Annotated in this window: 19 protein-coding genes; 12 read left to right on the top strand and 7 right to left on the bottom strand. The window is 45.0% G+C overall.

Features of this window, described 5'->3' with window-relative positions:
- Positions 1-31 precede the first annotated feature (31 nt).
- Positions 32-1,786, bottom strand: a complete 1,755-nt coding sequence (locus VF412_RS16150; protein ID WP_331340296.1) for a hypothetical protein — start codon at positions 1,784-1,786, stop codon at positions 32-34.
- A gap of 271 nt (positions 1,787-2,057) precedes the next feature.
- On the opposite strand from VF412_RS16150, the gene VF412_RS16145 reads away from it, so the two are divergent.
- Positions 2,058-2,354, top strand: a complete 297-nt coding sequence (locus VF412_RS16145) for a helix-turn-helix transcriptional regulator (RefSeq protein WP_331340295.1) — start codon at positions 2,058-2,060, stop codon at positions 2,352-2,354.
- On the opposite strand, the gene VF412_RS16140 is transcribed toward VF412_RS16145, so the two are convergent.
- Genes VF412_RS16140 through VF412_RS16130 form a run of 3 tightly spaced genes read right to left on the bottom strand, consistent with a single transcriptional unit; the run spans position 2,351 to position 5,306 of the window.
- Entirely contained in the window at positions 2,351-2,980 is a 630-nt protein-coding gene (locus VF412_RS16140) for a hypothetical protein (RefSeq protein ID WP_331340294.1), read from the bottom strand. The two genes, VF412_RS16145 and VF412_RS16140, sit on opposite strands and share 4 nt — an antisense overlap.
- A complete protein-coding gene (locus VF412_RS16135) occupies positions 2,980-4,269 on the bottom strand; it encodes a 3-deoxy-D-manno-octulosonic acid transferase (protein WP_331340293.1) in 1,290 nt (429 codons plus the stop codon). The genes VF412_RS16140 and VF412_RS16135 overlap by 1 nt, the downstream gene beginning before the upstream one ends.
- Positions 4,266-5,306: a glycosyltransferase family 9 protein gene (locus tag VF412_RS16130; protein ID WP_331340292.1), complete on the bottom strand. Its 1,041-nt coding sequence runs from the start codon at positions 5,304-5,306 to the stop codon at positions 4,266-4,268. Before VF412_RS16130 ends, VF412_RS16135 begins: the two co-directional genes overlap by 4 nt.
- Positions 5,307-5,430: 124 nt before the next feature.
- Here VF412_RS16130 and VF412_RS16125 point away from each other — a divergent pair, with 124 nt between their 5' ends.
- The 5 genes from VF412_RS16125 (at position 5,431) to VF412_RS16105 (ending at position 12,398) form a co-directional block, all read left to right on the top strand.
- On the top strand, positions 5,431-6,789 hold the full coding sequence (locus VF412_RS16125; protein ID WP_331340291.1) for a hypothetical protein: 1,359 nt from the start codon (positions 5,431-5,433) through the stop codon (positions 6,787-6,789).
- Positions 6,779-9,079, top strand: coding sequence for a hypothetical protein (locus VF412_RS16120; RefSeq protein WP_331340290.1), 2,301 nt, complete (start codon positions 6,779-6,781; stop codon positions 9,077-9,079). The genes VF412_RS16125 and VF412_RS16120 overlap by 11 nt, the downstream gene beginning before the upstream one ends.
- 15 nt (positions 9,080-9,094) lie before the next feature.
- On the top strand, positions 9,095-10,165 hold the full coding sequence (locus tag VF412_RS16115; RefSeq protein ID WP_331340289.1) for a hypothetical protein: 1,071 nt from the start codon (positions 9,095-9,097) through the stop codon (positions 10,163-10,165).
- Positions 10,165-11,352, top strand: a complete 1,188-nt coding sequence (locus VF412_RS16110; RefSeq protein WP_331340288.1) for an RNA methyltransferase — start codon at positions 10,165-10,167, stop codon at positions 11,350-11,352. The genes VF412_RS16115 and VF412_RS16110 overlap by 1 nt, the downstream gene beginning before the upstream one ends.
- An 83-nt stretch (positions 11,353-11,435) precedes the next feature.
- Positions 11,436-12,398, top strand: a complete 963-nt coding sequence (locus VF412_RS16105) for a hypothetical protein (protein WP_331340287.1) — start codon at positions 11,436-11,438, stop codon at positions 12,396-12,398.
- A gap of 77 nt (positions 12,399-12,475) precedes the next feature.
- On the opposite strand, the gene VF412_RS16100 is transcribed toward VF412_RS16105, so the two are convergent.
- Positions 12,476-13,672 carry an endonuclease/exonuclease/phosphatase family protein gene (locus VF412_RS16100; RefSeq protein WP_331340286.1) on the bottom strand — a complete coding sequence of 399 codons (1,197 nt, stop codon included), beginning with the start codon at positions 13,670-13,672 and terminating at the stop codon, positions 12,476-12,478.
- Positions 13,673-13,822: 150 nt separating this feature from the next.
- Here VF412_RS16100 and VF412_RS16095 point away from each other — a divergent pair, with 150 nt between their 5' ends.
- A complete protein-coding gene (locus VF412_RS16095) occupies positions 13,823-14,767 on the top strand; it encodes a hypothetical protein (protein ID WP_331340285.1) in 945 nt (314 codons plus the stop codon).
- Here VF412_RS16095 and VF412_RS16090 read toward each other — a convergent pair.
- Positions 14,764-15,624: an RluA family pseudouridine synthase gene (locus VF412_RS16090; protein ID WP_331340284.1), complete on the bottom strand. Its 861-nt coding sequence runs from the start codon at positions 15,622-15,624 to the stop codon at positions 14,764-14,766. The genes VF412_RS16095 and VF412_RS16090 overlap by 4 nt on opposite strands.
- A gap of 98 nt (positions 15,625-15,722) precedes the next feature.
- Here VF412_RS16090 and VF412_RS16085 point away from each other — a divergent pair, with 98 nt between their 5' ends.
- A complete protein-coding gene (locus VF412_RS16085; protein WP_331340283.1) occupies positions 15,723-16,385 on the top strand; it encodes a DedA family protein in 663 nt (220 codons plus the stop codon).
- 73 nt (positions 16,386-16,458) lie between these two features.
- Here the strand turns inward: VF412_RS16085 and VF412_RS16080 are convergent, their stop codons facing one another.
- The gene (locus tag VF412_RS16080; RefSeq protein ID WP_331340282.1) at positions 16,459-17,517 is read right to left on the bottom strand and encodes a hypothetical protein; all 1,059 of its coding nucleotides are present in this window, start codon (positions 17,515-17,517) and stop codon (positions 16,459-16,461) included.
- 104 nt (positions 17,518-17,621) lie between these two features.
- On the opposite strand from VF412_RS16080, the gene VF412_RS16075 reads away from it, so the two are divergent.
- Genes VF412_RS16075 through VF412_RS16060 form a run of 4 tightly spaced genes read left to right on the top strand, consistent with a single transcriptional unit; the run spans position 17,622 to position 20,558 of the window.
- Entirely contained in the window at positions 17,622-18,449 is an 828-nt protein-coding gene (locus VF412_RS16075; RefSeq protein WP_331340281.1) for a TatD family hydrolase, read from the top strand.
- Positions 18,450-18,473: 24 nt separating this feature from the next.
- Positions 18,474-19,394, top strand: a complete 921-nt coding sequence (locus VF412_RS16070; RefSeq protein ID WP_331340280.1) for a tRNA threonylcarbamoyladenosine dehydratase — start codon at positions 18,474-18,476, stop codon at positions 19,392-19,394.
- Positions 19,391-19,519: a hypothetical protein gene (locus VF412_RS16065; protein WP_331340279.1), complete on the top strand. Its 129-nt coding sequence runs from the start codon at positions 19,391-19,393 to the stop codon at positions 19,517-19,519. Before VF412_RS16070 ends, VF412_RS16065 begins: the two co-directional genes overlap by 4 nt.
- Positions 19,497-20,558 carry a class I SAM-dependent methyltransferase gene (locus VF412_RS16060; RefSeq protein ID WP_331340278.1) on the top strand — a complete coding sequence of 354 codons (1,062 nt, stop codon included), beginning with the start codon at positions 19,497-19,499 and terminating at the stop codon, positions 20,556-20,558. Before VF412_RS16065 ends, VF412_RS16060 begins: the two co-directional genes overlap by 23 nt.
- Positions 20,559-20,594 lie beyond the last annotated feature (36 nt).

Genomic DNA, 20,594 nt, shown 5'->3' with positions numbered 1-20,594 from the left:
GTCCTAAGATGGGACAGCCTGATAAGGTAAATTACTGGATATATTTATCAATGTAGTACAAGAAGTCATAGCGATAGAAGGTCGGATTCTTCGCGTTATCTGCCTCCAACTGTTGCAGATTTTGACCGTAAACAACAGTCGTATCCTTCACAAGAAGATTGCGGATAAAGTTTTCGGCCTTATACCAGCGATCCTTCGTTGCATCGTCCTGACAAGTCGCAAGCTCTTGAGGTGTTGAAGCGCCCATGCGTTTTTCGATGCAGAAGTAAGGATCGAAAGACAAGCGGTTTACGCGCATCAAACCTTCAAGCAAGTTAAAGGTCACAGTTCGGCCCGCAGAGTTTTTGTAAGAGATCTTACAAGTTTCTGCGCTTGATTTAGCAATGGCAATCAGGTCGGCCTTAAAGTTTGTACCAGAGTAATCAATCAAATTGTCGTGTGCTTTGATGCGGTCGTAGTAACCTTTCATCGCTTTCACGATATCGTAGAAGTTCGAGCGAAGACGGAAATCACGACCTGGTGTCGAGTAGTTTTCCCAGTCGCCATCTGCTTGATAGATGTTCTGAGGTAAATTATCCGGGTGTGGTTTTTTATCTAAGCCTTGGTCAATAGCTTTTTGAGCATCAAGCGCGCGATCTTGGAAGCCACCGCAAAGCTCGTCGATTTGCGCTTTGATGTCATCCAAAGGACGAATCTTAGTATTGGCCTCAGTCGCCAAATTCAATTTCAAATATTCATAGTAATCAACCGCACGGCCTTGGTAAGAGAAAATTCCCTTAGCCCAGTTGCCGCCCGGATCTGGAGTTGTTCCATAAAATTGCTCAAGAGAAAAACCTGGCAATTGTTCATTCGGAGTTGTCACCAAAGTTCCTGAGGCGATTGTACCATATTTGTTATAGCGAACATTCGTAAGAGCAATAGGGCGGAATGCTTTGAAACCGGCACCGTGAGCAGGGCGGCTTCTAAGAAATGCTTTATTGTATAGTTTGTGAGTCACTCCGTTATCAGGATGTGAATCTATATAATAGATATCACCTGATGGAGTGACTTCTGACACAATAGCCACATGACCTGACGGATCGTAAATAGTAACGCCCGGCTTGATGTCAGCGCGATCCATTTTCACCGGATAGAAATCCGGATCCACTGGCATTTGAATCGATGAATCATAACGATAGTTCGACGTATTCACGCTGCTGATAATGGCACGAGCCGCAGAGAAGAAGTTGTAAGTCTTCCCGGTCGCAGAAGGCACGGTCATACGCATTTTCATGATGGAACCGTTTGGACTATTCGCTAAAGAAAAATCACGAGTGTTTGGATTGAGAACACCGGCTTGGATTTGCTGATCAGTCCACTGAGCAAGATCCTCAGGAGTTCCCGATCTGACAATCACAGCAGAGAATGGCAAGCCCATCTTCCACGCATAGTACATGCGAAGGACGTAAGGGAAACGTCCACAGTCAGCATAATAGAAGACATCAGCTTCTTGATTCGGATCATAATAAGGATTTGCAGACGGAGTTTTTAAACATGAATCAACGCTATTGCATTTAGACTTTGCGATTCGCACGATAAAGGCTTGATAACCTTGTTCATCGGAATCATCCCAATGATCTTTACGGATTGTCCAAACCCCTTTAGAGGGATCTGTATTTCTAAATGCTATAGAAAAAGACGGGGCTGGCGTCTCTGAAGGATCTGCTGAAGCCATAGGGCCTGCAAGCAGCCCTAAAGCTGCCGAACTCATCACTATCTTAATAATAGAGCGTTTAATTCTTTCCATAATAGCAGACCAGGTTGCAACATTAGGACCACGGCATCTCAACTTGAGAAGCGATAAAAGTCACATCCGGCAATTGCAACTGTCGCAAATTTAGACAGAGGAACAGAAAGGGTCGGCAAGTTTGTTGATCGTGGAATGATCATTGCGTGCCGCCGATAAACGAAACGCTGTATTGAAAGGCTGCGCCAATTTTTTTACAAGCTCGAGTTTTCTTTGCGTCCATTAAGTCATTTAGTTAACCTTAACGAACAACGAGAAAAATCAATAATGAATGGTACGGATGATGGTTCAACAGCAATTGGCCTTGGCTAATTTTCTAAAGGAAAAGAGAATTCGCGCAGGCTTATCACAAAAAGAAGTCGCAGAAAAATTGGGCTACTCTACAGCACAATTTGTGTCGAACTGGGAGCGTGGCTTGTCGGCTCCTCCAGTGGAAACACTCAAAGTCATCGCAGAAATGTACAATGTCGATCTAGATGAGGTTTTTAATGTGACATTGGAATCAGCTGTCAACAGATTGACTGTGGATCTACGCGAAAAATTCTATACAAGAAAGAAGTCTGTCTAGGCGACGCGTTTTAGGTCGCAAACAACGATGACTCCGACCATGTGGCCGTCATCAGGATCTTGAACGGTGGCTATGTACTTGTAGCTAATCTGAGCCGCAGCCGATCCACGTCTTTCGCGAGCCGTATGAGTTGGAATGGGATTTTGAATAAATGATTGTTCGCCAGTCATTATTTTTTGAACTACGCGATTGATAGCGGCTTGATAAAACTCATCGCGCTCAAAAAGCTCATCATAAGGATAGCTGAAAACTTCATCTAGCGAGTAGGATCCTGTACCCCAGAAGTTCGGCGTTTTAAAAGCCGCGATAAAATCCAAAGTGTAAATTTCTATAAAATCATTTGAATCAATCAGGGCCATTTGGTCATCTGGCAAAACCATACGAAGTTTCTTAAGAGCGCCCTTTACAAGCTGAACGGAATTCGTGAAGTCCAGCTTCTGTGCTTCACAAGATAAAAGAATATCATTATAGAGTTCAAGGGCGGTTACAGTCTTCGTTTGTGCTTCCGCTGGCAACTCTTCGAAACAGCCGTCGCCACCAGTATAGCGGGCGGAAAATTTTTGCCGGGAGCCTAAATCTGACAACGTCTGCAACTGTTTGCGAAAATCTTTGGCCAAGTTTGACATTAGAATTGCTCCGCAAGTGACGAAAGAACTCTTTGAGTGCTGTTTTTATTCTTACCAATTTCAGAACGAATTTCTTCTTTGATGTGAGGGATCTGATCGAATTGTTTTCTCATGCGATCAATCAAAACGACGAGGTCTTCAGAGGAGTGCACAACTTGCACGATCATTCCTGAAGAGAAATTTTTTTTCTGATAAAACAAAGCTTCGCGATTGTTCTGATGGAAAGGACCCACCATCACCGGCAGCCCGGCTGCCAAAGCCTCCATCACCGAGTGCACTTGTTTTTTAAATGAGCCGCCAATAAAGGCGATATCAGACCAAGTATAAAGTTCCGCTAAGATACCCACTTGATCGATCAAAAGGATGCTTCCTGTAGGCCATTCTGTTGTTTTCGAGTAGCGGACGAAAGGAAGACCGGCTTCGCTCATTTGCTTTTCAAGTTTTTCCAAGTGGGCAGGTGTGGTTTCGTGAGGCGCTACAATGGCTTTAAAGGCCTGGCGTTTTAATTTCGCCAAAGCGGGAATCACGATGCTTTCGTCTTCTGGCCAAGTACTGCCAGCGATAAAAACAAATTCATCCGGTGTAGGCATTAATTCATTTTTCAGCGGTTTTGGATTTTCTAGGCGGTGAAAAACCTGATCAAAGCGAGTGTCGCCACTGACGAAGATTTTTGTTTTAAGACCCAGTACATCTAAATTTCTGCGGTCCTCTTCCGAAACACAGTGGATTTCTGCCACATGATTCAAAGAATACTTTGTCAGATAGCGAGTCAGTCCCTTCAATCGTGAAGAGTTATCTGCAAATGTCGCCGAAAACAAACAGGTCGGCACACCTTGTTTAGAAGTCACCTTGGCAAGAGTCGGCCATACATCTGTGCGCGAAAAAAGGAGAGCTCGTGGATTCCACTTCGTAATGAATTCCTTCAGGATAAAATCCACATCCCAGGGAAGAGCGGCCCAGACATCGACTTCATGAAGACCCTCTAAAATTTTTTTTGCGGACGGGGACGAGTAGGTCACCATAATAGGAACATGAGGATGTTGCCTGCGATACTCGCGGATCACGGGACGAGCGTATTCAATTTCACCGCTGGCTGCATGAATCCATAATGGACGGGCCTCTGCGATTTCAGATTCCCCACCTTGTTTTTTGATTTTATAAAAACCTTTATTCTTGTCTTCGATCATCTCGCGCATTTTGCCGCTAAAAAAAGGGCGAAGCAGTTGCAAAAGGCCATAGGCCAATGGCGTAACAAGGTACTTATAAATCCAGAATACGATAACACTCATGAAGGCTCCGCAAGCTTCGTGCGCAGTGTCTCTGCCACTTGAGCAGGAGTGATGTCCACGAGGCATTGATGAAATTTCTCTTTATTCACACAAGGTCCTTGGCCATGTTTGCTGCAAGGGCGGCAGGACAATTGAATCTCCATAATTTTTGTCGAAGGACGAGACGGAAATCCAAAGGGAGCCGGGCCCATCAAGGCCACTGTTTTTTTACCTAATTGCTCTGCCACATGCAGAAGACCTGTGTCATTGCTAACAACGGCTTTCGAGTGCGCCACAACAGCCGAGCTTACCTGCAAAGAACATTTTCCAGCAAGATTCAAAACCCGCTCTGGGGCTACGGCGTGAATATCTTCAATAAACGAATCCTCAGGCCCCCCCAAAAGAACAAACTTTTCAGTTGGCATGAGCGCTATCAAATCTTTCCAGTACTCTTTCGGCCAGCGCTTTAAGAAAAAAGCTGCTGACGGAGCCAAAGAAATAGCGCCCTTGTAATCGCCAAGAACTTCCGCTGCTTTAGCCGTGCTATCTTCGCTTGGAAAAATTTGTGGTGCAGGCGGAGCTACTTTAGAAACTCCCCATGGTTGCAAAGGTTCGAGCAAGTCGCGTTGGCCATTGAAAGGCATCTCAAAAGTGTTGATGCGGAATCTGAAAAGTAAAAATCTTTTCCAACGACGAATGGATCTACGAATAAATATCGGTCCGACCCCGATGATGCCAAGGGGACAAAGAATCCAAGTGATCACATGCGAGCGCATGTTGTTGTGAGCATCATAAATGTGCGTGAAGTTTTCGGCGCGCATTTGCATCGATAATTTGATCAAGCCGCCAAGCCCCACTTTGCGATCGAACTCCCAGATACGGTGAATGTGAGGATGGTTTTTCAGAAGCGGAGCCATGTCCTTGCGAGTGATCCAGTGAATCTCAGATTGAGGGAATGTTTGCGCCAATGCAGATGGCACGCTGAGGGTTTGAACCACGTCTCCAAAGCTGGAAAAACGGATGACTAAAATTTTGGCAGTCTTCGAGTTGCTAAACATCCCAAAAAGCCTACCAAAGGCGCCGTAAAAGGTCACTTGTTTAAAATATGGAAACAGAGGCCCCCTTTAAACCCAGGTCAACGGGCACGAACCTTGGATATATAGACTCTTTGATAGGAGGCCCATGGCTTTCAGACGTTCCCCCTTGGGGACCATTTTACAGGCATTTTGGGGAGGTGTATTAGCATTTCTTCTGCCAGTTATGGCCGGCGCGCAAGTGCGTACGGAGATGAAGCTATTCTCTGACTCTTATATAAGCCCTGAATTTGAAGCTTCGCAAAAGAACAATTATCAGTTTGTTGGCGCTCAGCTTAAAACTGAGAGCTTTTCAAACGACAACCTTCGCATGGACATTTCAGGCGCGGTGGCCATGGGCGCGCCCTTGATGAATTATCTGAATATTTCAGAATTTTATTATCAAAGTAAACAGAGCGATCACGAATCATTCTTCATCGGTCGTAAGAAAATGCTATGGAATGAGCTCGATTCTCGTTGGAATTTGGGTGTGTGGCAGCCGGTTTTTAAATGGAACCCTCTTGATCCTCAAGAGCAGGGGCTTTCTGGAATCTTCTGGCAGGTGGATAAACCAGGTTATTCTTTTATGTTGTTTGCTTCGCCTTTATTCATTCCGGATCAAGGCCCAAGCTTCGAGATTCAAAATGGTGACTTTACTAAGGGGAATCCGTGGTTCCAGCAGCCTCCGCAAAGTGTGCGCATTTGGGATCAGGCCACGGCCATGCAGTACCATTTTGACGAGCCAAATACTTCGCAAATTGTTTTGCAAAACTCTTATGGAGCTAGAGTGGCCTTTGGTGATCCAAGGGATTTCCACGTTCAATTGAGTTATCTGTATGCGCCAGACAACATTTTGGCCATCGGCTATCAGGGAAGTTTGGATCTCGCGACCCTGAAGGGGAACGTAGAATTGCAACCTCAAGTTTTCTTCCACTCGTTAACTGGTGCTGACATCACTTATAGATACGAGCAGTTCAAATTCGGTGTCAGTGGTATCTGGGACCGTCCAACCAAAGACAAACTATTTGACGATCAGTGGAGCCAACCAACATTCGAGGATGCAATCCTTGTCAGCCCGTTTGTCGACTGGAATAACGGCGTTTGGGGCCTGAGTGTCATGCGCCTTGATGTTTTTGGCGGCCAAGTGACAGAGGTGGGTGAAAACTTAGCGAATACACCACTGACAAATCTTTATCCTTACCAGGAAGCGAATCAAATCGCGGTTCTTGGCAATTTTAATTTGGGCCACGGAGAGAGACTTTTCGCGAAGATTAGCTACACACAGTCTGATAAGAATGATTTTCAAATGTTCCGCTTTAACACACGTTATCGTCTTTCGGGCTTGTGGTCTTTATTTGGTGAAAGCCAGATCCTGAAAGCCGGGCCGACGGATAAAAACAACGTGAATGACATTGCTCAATTTGCAAATAACGATCGTTTGATGCTCGGGGTGGCTTATGCGCTTTAAAAAAGCTCTGAGTCTTATCTTGATGTCAGCGACCTCCATGTCACTCATGGCTTGCAGTGATTTTATCAATGGCCCCAAGCAGAAACCTGAAGTCCTTGAATTTTCAAACCAACGCCTGACGTGTTTGAAAACCATGCCGCAAAATCTTAAAAATTTCTCGGTAGGACGGGCGGCAGACAAAGACATTCGCGATACATTCAATTGTGCTAGCGATGCCCTTATCTATTTCCGTGACAAAACCTATGGTTCCGTTCCCAACGCTTACACGGTCGATGAAATGCGGAACTTCTTTGGAAAGTACTTCTTAAAAGAAAACAATGTATCCCCTGAGTTCGCTGGCGAGCTTATGAAAATCAAGAAAGCCTTGATTGGTGGGAACGAGAAATATTTAACGAAAGACGAAATCACGCGCCTGGTGGATCTCGTGAGCATCGTTCGTGACGAGGCCGTGCAGCTTTCTCCGCATATGCGCGTTTTGATGAATCAGTCTTCAGATAAATCTACGACCTGGGAGCAAGTTTCGGATGCGACAGAGCAGCTGCGCTTTACGCTGCAAAGATTGCTAGAGAAAACCAATCTATCATCTTCGGACTATACGTTCGAAGATGGCAAAAGAGCTTTATCAGGCCTTGGCGATTTCCTGCGTGGTTCCCAACCATTTGAACCTTATGACAGAGTTGCTGACTATGTTCCATTAGTCGAAGCGGTAAAGAACGTTTTATTGGGGCAGCATGCTCAGTTGACTAAGCTGTATCAATGGCAAGACAGTTTGAATACCTTTATCAACTTGTATGGATTGGCGCTCAAATACCGCTATGTTATTCAAAACGTGAGGTTCAATGGCCCCAATGATTTGCGTCAAGTCAGTCAGTTTATCAACCAAGGTTTAGATTTACTTGAAAACAGCCAAGAGATGCAAACGGCTGGTTATATTTCCACAGAAAATTTGGATGCCTTGATTGATCAGGTGGCGCCGCATTTGAATTTCAGTTTTACATTACGTCCAGAGACAATTAAGAAAATCTATCGCGTCGTTGTTTGGAGAATGTTATCCCCAGCACGCCAAGGGGACTCTCGTGGTTTGTTAGGAATCGATAAGCAGAATTTAGCGGCTCTTCGTCGAGAATTTAATATTTGGCGCTTGGATCAAAGCTTCATTGATTTAGCTAAATATGACGAAAAAACAAAAACGATTGCGCAAAAAGACTTGATCGCTAGTTATGACAAATTCAATGCGGCTTATGTGATTGAAAAAGGCATCTCTAAGGATGCTCTAGAGCAAATGGCCTTGAAACAGTCTTGGCAGGAGTTTGGTCATCTTTTGACGGCACCGATGCTAGTGAACTTTAACGAGCACGGCCGAATTATCGAGGCAACAAACCAACAAAATATTGGCGTGACTTGGAAGTCTTTAACAAAGACCAACTTGATGCGTGCCGTGGCGCGCATGCTAATGTTGGGTTATGCGGAAAATACGACGGGCAGTTTAACCGAAGCTAAAATGTCCAAGGCTGGCCTCGTTGCTTGGTACGATGAGTTCAGTGAGTTGGGTAACGACATTAAGGCCTTCGATCCGCGCACAGGAAACTCTGGTGCAAGAAGCTTCCTTGAGGCAAACTTCTTCACATTCAGTGGTAATGGTGATGACTGGATGGATGACCGCGAAACTTTCGAGTACGTGAGCCTACTGTTCAGCGCCGGTCTTGCGACAAGCAATGATATCGCGAAGGATATGCGGATGTGCAATGTTGCTCAAAAAGACGTCTTTGATTATCCCTACATGGAAGAAAATTGTTTCAAGAAGCAGTTCCGTAAAAACTTTGCCGTGTACTTCGATAATATGCCGAATCTAGCGACGTTCATGGCAAAACTGAACGATGCCCAGTTTGAAGAGGTTTATGGTTACTTGAAGGCCGCATCGTTATCTCCGGATCAACGAGTGGGTTTGATTGAGACGGCGAACCTTCGTACAATGACGACGATTCTGCACTATGTAGAGTCCATTATGGTTATGTACGATACGGATAAGAACCAGGTCCTTTCTTTAGATGAAGTTTACGCCGCTGCGCCACGTTTCATGTCATTCTTTAAGTCCGTGAGTGCCGTGAAGTACGAATTCGTCGTGAAAGAGGGATTTGCCTATTTAGTGTTCAATGGCTCAATCCCAACGGCTTCACAAATTGCCGGATTCCAGGTTTCGAAGATCTTTACAACCCATGAAGCGACTCGTAAAGATATCATTAGACTGTTCAGTACATTGAAGGACCAATTGAACAAGGCACCGAAGTAAGCTATCGTCGGGGCCATGAGATTGTTCCTATCCCTAATTATGGCTTTGCCATTGCTAACATCCTCTTTTGCCTTTGCAAGGGGCTATACCGACGATGAAGTGGTTTTGACGCTGGAAAATGAACCGCGTGCAGAGGCCATTAAGGACTCGAATTCTCGGGCTCGTATCGAAGCCATCCTGGATAGCAAACACATTCGCGCCATTTCTTACAACGGAGACTGGTATCCCGGAGAAGTTGTATTTCTTGAATCACAATCTCTCGGTGTCGGAGTCATTGCCTTCGTCGAGATCAAAACAATCCTTGGCCGCCAAGACGGTTCTTATGAAATCGTCGCAGAGCTTCTACGCCAATCCCGTGCACATCTGATCCAGGTGGGCGACAGACTTTTGCATATTGATTTAAGCTCAGACAATCCTAAATACAAAGGCAGTACGGATTTGATGGTTCGCCATCGTTCGCCGCTGGTTTCCGCGAAGTATAAGCCTTTGATCAACGAAGGGATCTCTGTCGGTGAGACGGCACAGACCTTGTGGGAAGGAGAATACCTTGTCACATGGTATGGCCAGATCGATTACGGTTTCCGAGACTGGTTGACAGTTGAAACAATCGTTCCGGCATATCTGGTTGGAGCCTACAATGCCTCTGCAAAATTTAGAGTTTATTCTTCCGATGCGACGGTTATTTCCATGGGTCCTAACTTTGTGCGCATTCCCAATGAAGACAGATCCACTCTGAACCTGAACTTTTATTGGGACTCGATTTCATCAGAGAGCACTCTCTCTCACACATTCTTTACACTGGCACTTTTCAGTTTTGAAGATGCCCGGGATGCAACGGCCATCAAATCCTTAGGTACGAGTTCATTTCAGACAGGTTATGAATTCATCATGCCGAATTGGGACCGAGTTCTTTTAGGTCCTACCTACAACTTCGAAAAGAAAGCGGTGGGTGGTTACTTAACCTATATGAAGATTTGGGATCGCTTCCATGCTGCAGTTTCGCTGAACTCGACAAACGTGTCGTCGATGAAATTGTCACCTGTTGATGGTTACTACTTCACAGCGGACGCCTACTGGAGATTTTAATGAATAAGTTTTTTGTTTCAACTCCGCTGGGGTACGAGCTGACAACATTGGCCGACATGAAAGAGTGTTGGCCTTATCTGCTGGGTAAAGATGCGAAGGCACACAGCCTTTCATTTCCTGAAGTGGAAGTGTTGCAGGGGGGCTTAGAGTTTGAAACAGAACTGTTCGCAGCGGTTCAGCTGAATTTCTTTTTAAAAACTGCCAATCGCGTGTTGCTGCGGATGACTTCGTTTCGCACGAAAGATCTGCCAAAATTTTATCAGAAATTTAAATCCCTTCCATGGAGAGAATATCTTTCTCATGGCAAAGTCGAATGGGAAGTGGCTGCGCAAAAAAGTCGCCTGAACAATGAAAAGCGTCTGCAAGAAAGTGCAGAGAAAGCACTATCAGAACTTTTTCCGGGAACACCGGCCGATGCGGAATTCTGTGGCAGCATTTATGTGCGCATGGAAGATGATCTTTGCACTGTCAGTCTTGATGCTACGGGTGAACATTTGCACAAACGTGGTTGGTCTATTTTGAAAGGCGAAGCCCCTCTTCGCGAAACCATTGCAGCTTATCTTTTAAAAGAGATGATTGGAGAGGCGACTCCCGCTGAAACTCGCGAAGTGACTTTGATGGACCCGATGATGGGGGCAGGGACTTTTTTGACAGAGGCCCGCAGTCTTTTTCAAGGGCAATTTCAACGGGAATATGCTTTTCAGAAATGGAAAAAGACGCCCAAGTTATTTCAATCGCCATCATTTATTTTTAATTATGATCTGCCACCTTCGATTTTGTTTAAAGCTTTTGTCGGCATGGACATCGAAGAGAAAATGCTCAAGGTCGTGAAAGAAAATTTTGGCGAAGTAGAAAATCAGATAAAAGCGCAAGAGAAAGATCGCTTTCAGCCTGTGTCTTTAACGCTTCAACATCAAAATGCAATGACCGGCGAGAAGCCTGCAACTTCACATTTGTGGATGATTTTGAACCCTCCTTATGGCGAACGGTTGTCCAGTGAGGGGCTTGGAGGATTGAAAGGTCTTTCCCACGAACTTTGCCGCCGCTACCAGCCAGAAAAGATCGGAATCCTATTTCCCGAGAAGGAGAAATTAACAAATGTTCCGAACGGCTATCTCCTTGAAAAAGAAGTGAAAATCAATAATGGCGGACTTCGCTGTCTGTTCACTCTTTTGACACGCCTGTAAATTTTTAGGAATTGGTTAGGATCGATATCTTTTTACCTATCCGCCCTAGATGTTTAGGGTGTTTCCGGTTACATTCCTGAGCCATGAAAACAAGCAAACTCGTTTCTGCGCTATTTATTTCTTCAGTTCTTGGTCTTGCGGCCTGCACACCTCGCGATGTGAAAGTCGTTGATGATCAAACTCGTCTTAGAATTAACTCTAAGAAGGGTGGTAAGACGCAAAAAAATGGTCCTGGCAGTGAATTCAAATTGGGTTCTTACTCAATGTCTGCGTTCCTGATGGAAAAGCAAATTGAAGCGGTGGAGTTGATTCAGCTTGCGACTAAGAAACAAGATGCCATCAAAACTGAATACACGGTGACGGATCTCGCAGATGCGGCTGATGGTTCAAAGCAGCTGACGATTGGTTCATCGAAAGATGAATTGAATTATTCAAGTGCTGGTGGAGATTGGAAAGGCAAAGGCACTAAGTCTTTGAATGCCAAAATCACTTATGCTGCTGATAAGATTCAAGCGATCACGATCAGTGGTTCTAACGTAAGATCCTCTGTTGACTCGGCTGCAAATCAAAAAACTTCCACAAATAAATATTATGTGAATTTGACTGAGACCTCCTACAATCTTGCTTTGACAGCGAAGGAAGACAGCACAGTGGTTATTGAAGTTAATGGCACAGGTAACATTGCCGGTGCCGCAGGCGGCAAGCGCGCGGTTAGCGACTTCAGTGAGTTCAAAATTTCGATGGTCGTTGATAAAGCATCATTGGACACCACAGAGGTGAAGATTTTGAGCGCGACAGCGCAAATTAAATATAAAGGTGGTAACGGCAAGGACTTCTCTACAAATTTAAGTGGTAAGAATTTGGCTTTGAATCTTGATGGCCTATGTAACACGCTTGTTGGAAGCTCGACGATCACGTCTGATAGAAACAAAATCGCTGTCTCTTTCGACGACAAGGCTGTGAAGGTTGGCAATAAATGGTCTCAAGAGCTTGCTGCCTGTGGTAAGCGCCCGGTTGTGGATTTGAGTCGTTTGTTGGTCTATTAAGGTCAAATCAAAATTTGAATGTAGGCAGATAGCTTGCATAAATAAAAAGCCGCTTCATCAGCGGCTTTTTATTTTGTCTACTTAGACGTCTTTGTTTTCTTTTTGCTGTTATCAGATTTTGCATTTGTTGTCGGAGCTGTTGGTGCTTCATCTTTTACAGGGTCTTTAGCAGCGCTTCGTTGTACCAAGCGAGCGTAAAGCGGGAAGTGATCCGAGACGCCATCTTGTGCATCGTAATCCCAGCGCTTAGGATATTTACCCTTTTTAAGATGAACTGGGTTGTAACGGATGATATCGATTGTCTGTGGCTCAAGCTCGTAGCTTGCAGAGCCCTCTTTCAACAAGCTTGGTGAATAGATCTGAGCATCCAAGAAAGACCAAGACTTTTTATAGTTGTGCGATCCTGGGCAGTCTTTGCAACCGACAAAGTGGGAAACAGCGCCGCCTTGAGACAAGATATCGCGGAAGATGTGAGTGTCAGATTCTTCTTCATGAGTGATGTTCAAATCACCACCAGCGACGACGATGGCATTAGGGCCCTTGCTCTTCATCAAATCAACCATGTACTGAGCGATTTGCTGTCGCCAGTAAGTTGGGTTTGCCTGAGACGGAAAGTGAGCAATAAAGAACGTGATAGGATCTCCATTTGGAGCTTTCACAGTCACTTCCAGAATGCGGCGAGAACGCTCCATCCATTTTTTATCGTCATCATTTTTAGGTTTCCAGGGAATTGGATGTAAAACAGGTTTTCCTACCAACGGGAAGCGCGATAAGAATGCCACGTTGATCCCGCGTTTGTCAGGTCCATCGATAATAACTTGTGTGATGTATTTAGCCTCTTTCAAGTGGTCGTTTAATTGCTTCAGAACCACATCACTTTCGATTTCCATAATCATCAAGTTGTCTGGGCCATTGCCGTCGACGCCCAAAACAACTTTTGAAATATTCGTCAGTTTTTTATCAAGTGCTTCCGGAGTCCAGTTCGTGCTTAAACATTCGTTACGACGGCGTTCAGAGTCGTTGCTCTTAATACAGCCTTCACGCATTGCTGGATCCGATTGCTTCAGCGCGAGAGGAAGGTACGTGTAATCCTCATGTCCAGGAGTATGAACCGTATCGAAAAGGTTCTCCATATTGAAGGACATAATGCTGATTTCATTCGGCGCTTTCTGCGGAAGATCCCATGATTTCTTCTGAAAGCTGACGGCACAACCAGTAACAATTGTTAAAAGAAGAGCGATGATAAATGTCTGTACAGTTCGAAAATTTTTCATTCACTCAAGGTAAAAGGTTTGATGTAGCGATACAAGCGCAAAGAGTTTTAGGATTTTCTTGAGACAGCGAGTGTCTAAACTTTGAGTATTGTGCAGCTTTCCGCGTTATGGCATAACCTCTCGGTATTATTATTGTGAACGGAGTTCTGGATGTTAAAGAAGGTTTTAACGATAACGCTGTCTGCTCTGTGTATTGCTTCGCAAGCACAGGCGGAAATCTTTGACCAAGAGGCATCGGTGATGTCGATGGCTGACGGAAAAAAGAATGCTTGGTCGATGACCTTTTTTTCTATCGCTTCAGTTTCAAATATGAAGTCAGGATCTGCTCAAGACAAAGAACCAGCAAATGTCACAGGCCGCATGATCGATACTTACGATTACTTTAGTTTGAACTATCGTATCGATCAGGATTCAAAGGCTTCTTTGCGTGTTCCTGTTTTGTTGAACTCAGCAGGCATTAATGAGTACGGCGATCAGATTCCTTCTAAAGGCTCTTTGTCTGATATTCACTTTGTGTATTCAAACTATGACTTGGGCTACATCGGTGATATCGATGTCGGTGGTGCTGCAAAGTGGTATCTTCCGACATCTCAATATTCTCAGGCCGCGAAGACAATCGCGAAGTTCCGTTTTGAAGGTTACTTTGAATGGCAGTTCGGCAGATTCTCTTCACTTGAGTACGTCGTAAAACCAGATATCTATATTCAATCACAAACGGCTTACTACAATCCCGATGGCATTCCGACTTATGATGATGGCACCTTCATGCGTGATCCGCGCTCAACAACAAAGCAATATGCTTTAGAGCACTACCTGCAGTTGAACTTGGATATCAATAAATACTTCACCTTCCAGACGAAATCTGGTTTTGCTGAAGATTGGTATTACTCCTCTGCGGCGGAAGATCTTGATGGCAGTCATGTAACGAGATGTCGTTTGGGAGTTTCTTTAGAGGTCCGACCTATGCGTGGTTTGAACTTCACATTGGGTATTCAAAACGAGACTCCGTTGAATAGTTATCGTGGTCAGGACGTGACGTTCTTCAAGCCAGACAATAATCAATACACATTGATGACAAATGCTTACGTGTTCTAGATTTTAAAATGATGAAGTTCACCGGTCAGCGGATTGGTGAACTCAAGTTCGCAAGCTTCTAATTCGATTCTCTCCTCATCCCAAATTTTTTCAGCCCCATAGGCGTGATCGCCGATGATCGGGCATTTTTCAAAACTTAATTGCGCGCGAATTTGATGAGTCCTGCCTGTGTGCAGGTGAATTTTAAGTTCGTGGGTTTGTGGCGCGATCTCTTTTGCTTCTATAATTTCAAGAATACAATTCTGCCAACCGGGATGTGCGACACTGTCGACAGTTTTTGGAGCACGCGGCGATGGCTCCATATAATGCGTCAGAATTCCTGTCGGAAGTTTTTGATCTAGTGCGAGTTTGACAGTGGCGCGATAGATTTTTTTTAGCTCTCTGGCGATGAGCATTTTATTGAATGCTGTTTGAAACTCTGCCGTCTTACCATAAACCATCAGACCTTTTGTCGGCACGTCCAAGCGGTGAGTGACATAGACTTGCTTGGAAAGTGTTTCTTCTAAATAAGATTGAACATTTTCGCGGATATTATCCACCGAGGCATGAACAGGAAGGCCCGAGATTTTGTTCACAATAAGGAAGTGCTCATTCTCAAAAATGATTCGTTTCGCCCAAAGACCATCGTTTTTAGGGAACCGACGGGGTTTGCTATGGACGCGAAGATAAGCTCCCTCTGAAACCGAGAAATCTTCTCGTAGGCGCTCTCCATTCAAATAAATGGCGCCTAAATCGAAAAGCTCGGCAATTTGCGCCTTATCAAGTTCGCAATTGCTTAATAAAACATCACTGATCAATCCCGACTGAGGGCTGATAATGTGTTTTACTCCGTATTCAAATCCTCTTGCGCTCTGCATACTTAATCCTGTGTGGAAAACTGTATTTAGCACGGTGTGACGTTAGTGTTCAAGCCGTTCAAGTTACTCCATATTAGTTTGCTAGGAGAACTTTCATTTTGGATTTGCTCAACTTTGACTGGTCCCAGTTCGCTTATCAGCCTGGAACAGTCTACATAGTCATCGTTGCCATGATGCTGCTTTCAGCAGTGGGTTTGCCTATTCCAGAAGAGTTGACCTTGATCAGCGTGGGTATGCTGGCATATGTGGGCCAACATCCTGATGTTTACCAACCCCCATATCCTGGGGCCCCTGTTGTGAATGTTCACTATGCTGCAGTTATTTCTCTGGTGGCGGTGATTTTCAGCGATACGTTGATCTACACAATCGGCCGCGTTTTTGGTCGCCGATTGCTTTATCATCCTCGTGTTCACAAGATGTTTCCGCCGCACCTGATGAAGCGTGTGGAAGAGTGGACTCATAAGTACGGCACTTATGCGTGCGGTATTTTCCGTTTTACTCCGGGAATTCGTTTTCCAGGACACTTGGCCTGCGGCATGATGCATTTCCCGCTGTGGAAATTCTTATTGATCGATGGCTTGGCTGCTTTGATCAGTGTGCCGACACAGATTTACTTGATTGCCCACTTTGGTGATGCGGTCTTAAGTGTCTTGCGTGAATTTAAGATCGCCGTTGCGATCATTCTCCTGGTTGTTTTGATTTACTTCGTAATCAAGAAACTGCGCCAGCGTCACTTGGCAAAACAAGAAGGTCTTCAATAAGAAAAACCGCTTCCAGGGAAGCGGTTTTTTATTTTGTAACAATTTAAATACTCTAACCTGACCCTGAGGCGGCTTAAGCTGCCTTCGAGTGATAGACGTGCTCTTCCTTCACTTCGCAGCACAAATGCAAATTTACTGGTTTAGAATGATGTTTTGGTTCCACATCATTCCAGAATACTTTTTCATAACCCGATTGCAGACCGAAGATCTCTTCACGGATTTTGAATAGCAAACCAGCAGGGGAGCCAAGCAACCAATCCATTTGCACCAGGTACAAAGCCTCTTCAAGCTCTACAGGGTTCAAAGAACTGACGAAGCTCTTTGGAAGATTGTCTACCAGATGGCAAGCATTGTGAGAGTACTTATGGAAGGCTTTTTCAAGTGGAGTCGCAAACAATTTATCAACGCGTGAATCCGGAGTTTTAGGACCCGTGAATGGTTGCGCGTATTTTTTGAAGCTCCAGTAAAGCAAGGCATCGTTTACGATGTATTCAGCACGTGGCAAATAGTCAGAAATGGCATCCACTTTCACAGCTTCATGGGAAGGGTCCTCCACATGGGCGTTGTGGTCCACAGCCACCAGACCGCGCAAGTGATACAAGAATGAATACAAGCAGTGAAGCTTTTCCATGAATGGTTTAGAAAAGTTCAAACCGAAGTTGTACAATAACGGTGAACCCACTTGCTTTTCGAACCAAGTGAAGGTTTCAAGCAAAGGCCCCAGAGCTGTCAAATCGACACCCCAAGGTTTCATCGCCATGTCGAAAGATTCATTGAAATGATTTTCGAAATCAGCACAAAGTTTTGGGTCGACAACAGCCAAATGAGATTGCAAAGCGCGCACGCGTGTTTGCGATCTTTCATAAAGCTCAACGTGTGGATCTAAAGCTTTCCAAGCGTCACAGGCAAAAGAATAATCCATGTGAGGAGTGGCTACAGGGGATTTAATATACTGGTTCAATTTGACCAAAGACAAACCAGTCAAAGCATCAGCCATGTATTTGAACGGCTCAGTTGGAGAGAATTTCTTAAAGTCAGTTTCCTGGCTCCAGAATTGGACCTTCAAAGGCTTCAATGTTGTGCCTTTATCCATTGTCACATCAAAACCCAAACGTAAACCTTTGTGCTTCATACACACTCCTTCACCGGGCCTATATCGGCTGATTGATAAACTTGTGAGAGTCGAGTTTATGGATTAGGCTTTAGGTCTAGCAGATTGGTAGTTTTGGGGGATTTATGGTGGCCTTTGGAAGATGGATTGATGCTCATGGACACTTGGCGGATGTGCGCTGGGATGGTCAACAGGACACAATCATCGAAGAGGCGCGCACCAAAGGTATTCATTTTTTTATGCAAGGCGGGGTCGGCCCTGAAGATTGGGATCGCCAAAAAGAGCTTCATAAAAAGTATCCTCAACATATCGGTTTGTGTTTTGGCCTTCATCCTTATTGGATTGTTGATCACGACGAGGATCAGTGCGAGCAGGCACTGGATATGCTGGCGCGCCGCCTGCCTGAAGCCATGGGCTTGGGTGAGATGGGGTTGGATTTCAGGCCTCATATCATGAAGGACTCTCAAGACCGGCAGATTACAATGTTCGAGCAACAGTTAGAGCTGGCTCACATTTCTAGCAAACCCATGGTTTTACACCTGGTGCAGGCTCACGAGCAAAGTCTTACGATCATGGACCTGTTTGGAATTCCGCAACAAAAAGGCATGGTACACTCGTTCAACGCAAGCTGGGGAAAAGCGCAGGATTTTCTGAAGCGTGGCCTGTTTTTGTCTGTCGGGGGACCGGTGTGTCGTCCCGAAAACCAAAAGCTGCATCAAGCCGTGAAAGAGATCCCGCTCGAGTTTTTACTGATAGAAAGTGACAGCCCTGATCAAGCTCCTCCGGCTTACAAAGGACGTCTAAACCCACCAGAAAGCATCTGGGAGGTAGCAAAGACTATAGGGGAGCTAAAATCCCTTGATCCTTTGGAAATATTGGATATCACTACTGGGAATTTCCATCGTCTTTTCGGTTCGACCAACGAAATTTTGGTTCCAGCGAAAGGCGTGTGAAATTCGCCAAAATTTTTTGGAGCCATGATGGATAATACGACGACAACTGCCCCTACAAGCACGACTGAACTTGCTCAACCGCCAGAGACGACTTACGTTTTGCATAGACGCTTTGATCGCATGGGGCGCTTGGTCGGTGATGAAGCGATGAAGAAATTGATGAACACCCACGTTATGATCGTAGGTATCGGTGGTGTGGGTTCGTGGGCTGCCGAATCATTGGCTCGTTCTGGTGTAGGTCGGATTACCATTGTTGATTTCGATGAAGTTTGCATCACAAACACGAATCGTCAGTTGCATGCTGTTCAAGGCATGGTCGGTAAAAAGAAAGCCGAAGTCATGGGCGAGCGTCTTCGCAAAATCAATCCGCAGTCCACAGTGACTGTGATTCCTGAATTTTATAATGCCGAAAATTCTGAAAGAATGTTGGCGGATAAGCCTGATTACGTAATTGATGCCATCGACAATTTGACTGCGAAAGCACATTTGCTTGCTACATGCGTGAAAGAAAATATTCCGGTTGTGACGTCTGCCGGCTCTGCTGCGAAATTGGATCCTCTTCGTATTCAAAAAGCAGATTTGGCTGCGACTCACACCTGTCCGCTAGCTCATCAGCTGCGCAAAATTCTTCGTCAGAAATATGATTTTCCAGAGAAGAATTTCGGAATTACCTGCGTATTCTCAGACGAACCCGTGATGATGCCAGAGGAATTGTATTACGATAATGGTCAGGGTTTTAAATGTGTATGCCCTAAGACAAATGACTTCCATGGCTGCGACAATCGCAATATGATCTACGGCTCTGCAAGCTTTGTGACGGGGGCATTTGGTCTGGTGATGGCATCGCATATTGTGAATGAAGTTCGCGCTGCCGCGCAGGCGGGCAGAGCTGTGACCCCAGCAGGGGCGGAAGCTGAAGCTGAAGCAAAAGGAGCAAACGTATGATCGTTGCTATGTGGTTTACCATGGTTGGACTTGTGATTATTGCGGGATTCACTTTGTTGGGCCTAACATTTAGACATTGGGCACAGCAAAAGAAGGTGACCAATGTCAAAGGGCTTGAAAAGTAAAAATTTAAAAGAGAAATTGAGCCTAGGATACTCCCTGGCTCGGTCGGCACACTTCGCGGCTCAGCAGTTGCCTCTTCCGTTATTTGAAATTTTAGCGACGGGACAGCCTAAAGATCATCCCATCGAGCTTGAAAGCATCAAGCACTATTACAAAGAGCTCTACGCTTTACTAAAAAAAGATTCACAAAACATCACACAGGGTTTTTATCCCATCGATGTTTTAAAACCAGAACCTTGGCACAAGCATATGGGGCGCTGTCCTCAGTTGTTGATGGATAGTTTTTATTTTTCACGTCGCAGACGAGATCATCGTGCTAAAGAATTTAATCAAGAAGCCCGCGAGTACTTGCCGGAAACACCAGAGTATTATCGGCGCAATTTTCATTATCAAAACGATGGCTATCTGACAAAAAAATCCGCTGAACTTTATGAGCATCAGGTTGAAGTTTTATTTACGGGATCTGCCGATGCCATGCGCCGCCTGATCATTCCTATGATTAAATCTGTTTATCCGGGCGACGGTGACGGATTGCACTTTCTTGAGGTGGGGGCGGGCACAGGTCGGCTCACACGGTTTATGAAGCTGGCTTATCCCAAAGCTCGCATCACGGTGTTGGATTTAAGTGACCCCTACTTAAAGAAGGCTCAGGAAAATCTGGCCGAGTTTCATCGTTTGGATTTTATCCAAGGAGCTGCGGAAGAATTGCCATTTAAATCAGCACGTTTTGATTTTGTGTACTCGTGTTTTCTTTTTCATGAGCTCCCTGAAGACATTCGACGCGAAGTTTTGGCAGAGTCCTATAGAGTTTTGAAGCAGGGCGGTTTCTTTGGCTTTGTCGACTCTGTGCAAAAGCAGGATAATAAGGAGCTTGAGTGGGCTTTGCGACAATTTCCGGTGGATTTTCACGAGCCTTTTTACAAGAACTATATCGAGACCAATATGGAGGACCTTGTCCTGGCCCAAGATTTCGTAGGCCTTCGAAAGGACATAGGATTTTTCTCTAAAGCCGTTATTGCACAAAAGCCATTCTCTGCTTGAGTTTTTGCCCAAACATGTTAGGTTCCAGTCCTTCAA

It is taken from the genome of Bdellovibrio sp. (assembly GCF_036384735.1).
In the GTDB taxonomy this organism is placed as follows: Bacteria; Bdellovibrionota; Bdellovibrionia; order Bdellovibrionales; family Bdellovibrionaceae; genus Bdellovibrio.
Note: the sequence above shows the minus strand (reverse complement) of the source record. Positions and strands in the feature narration are given on the sequence as shown.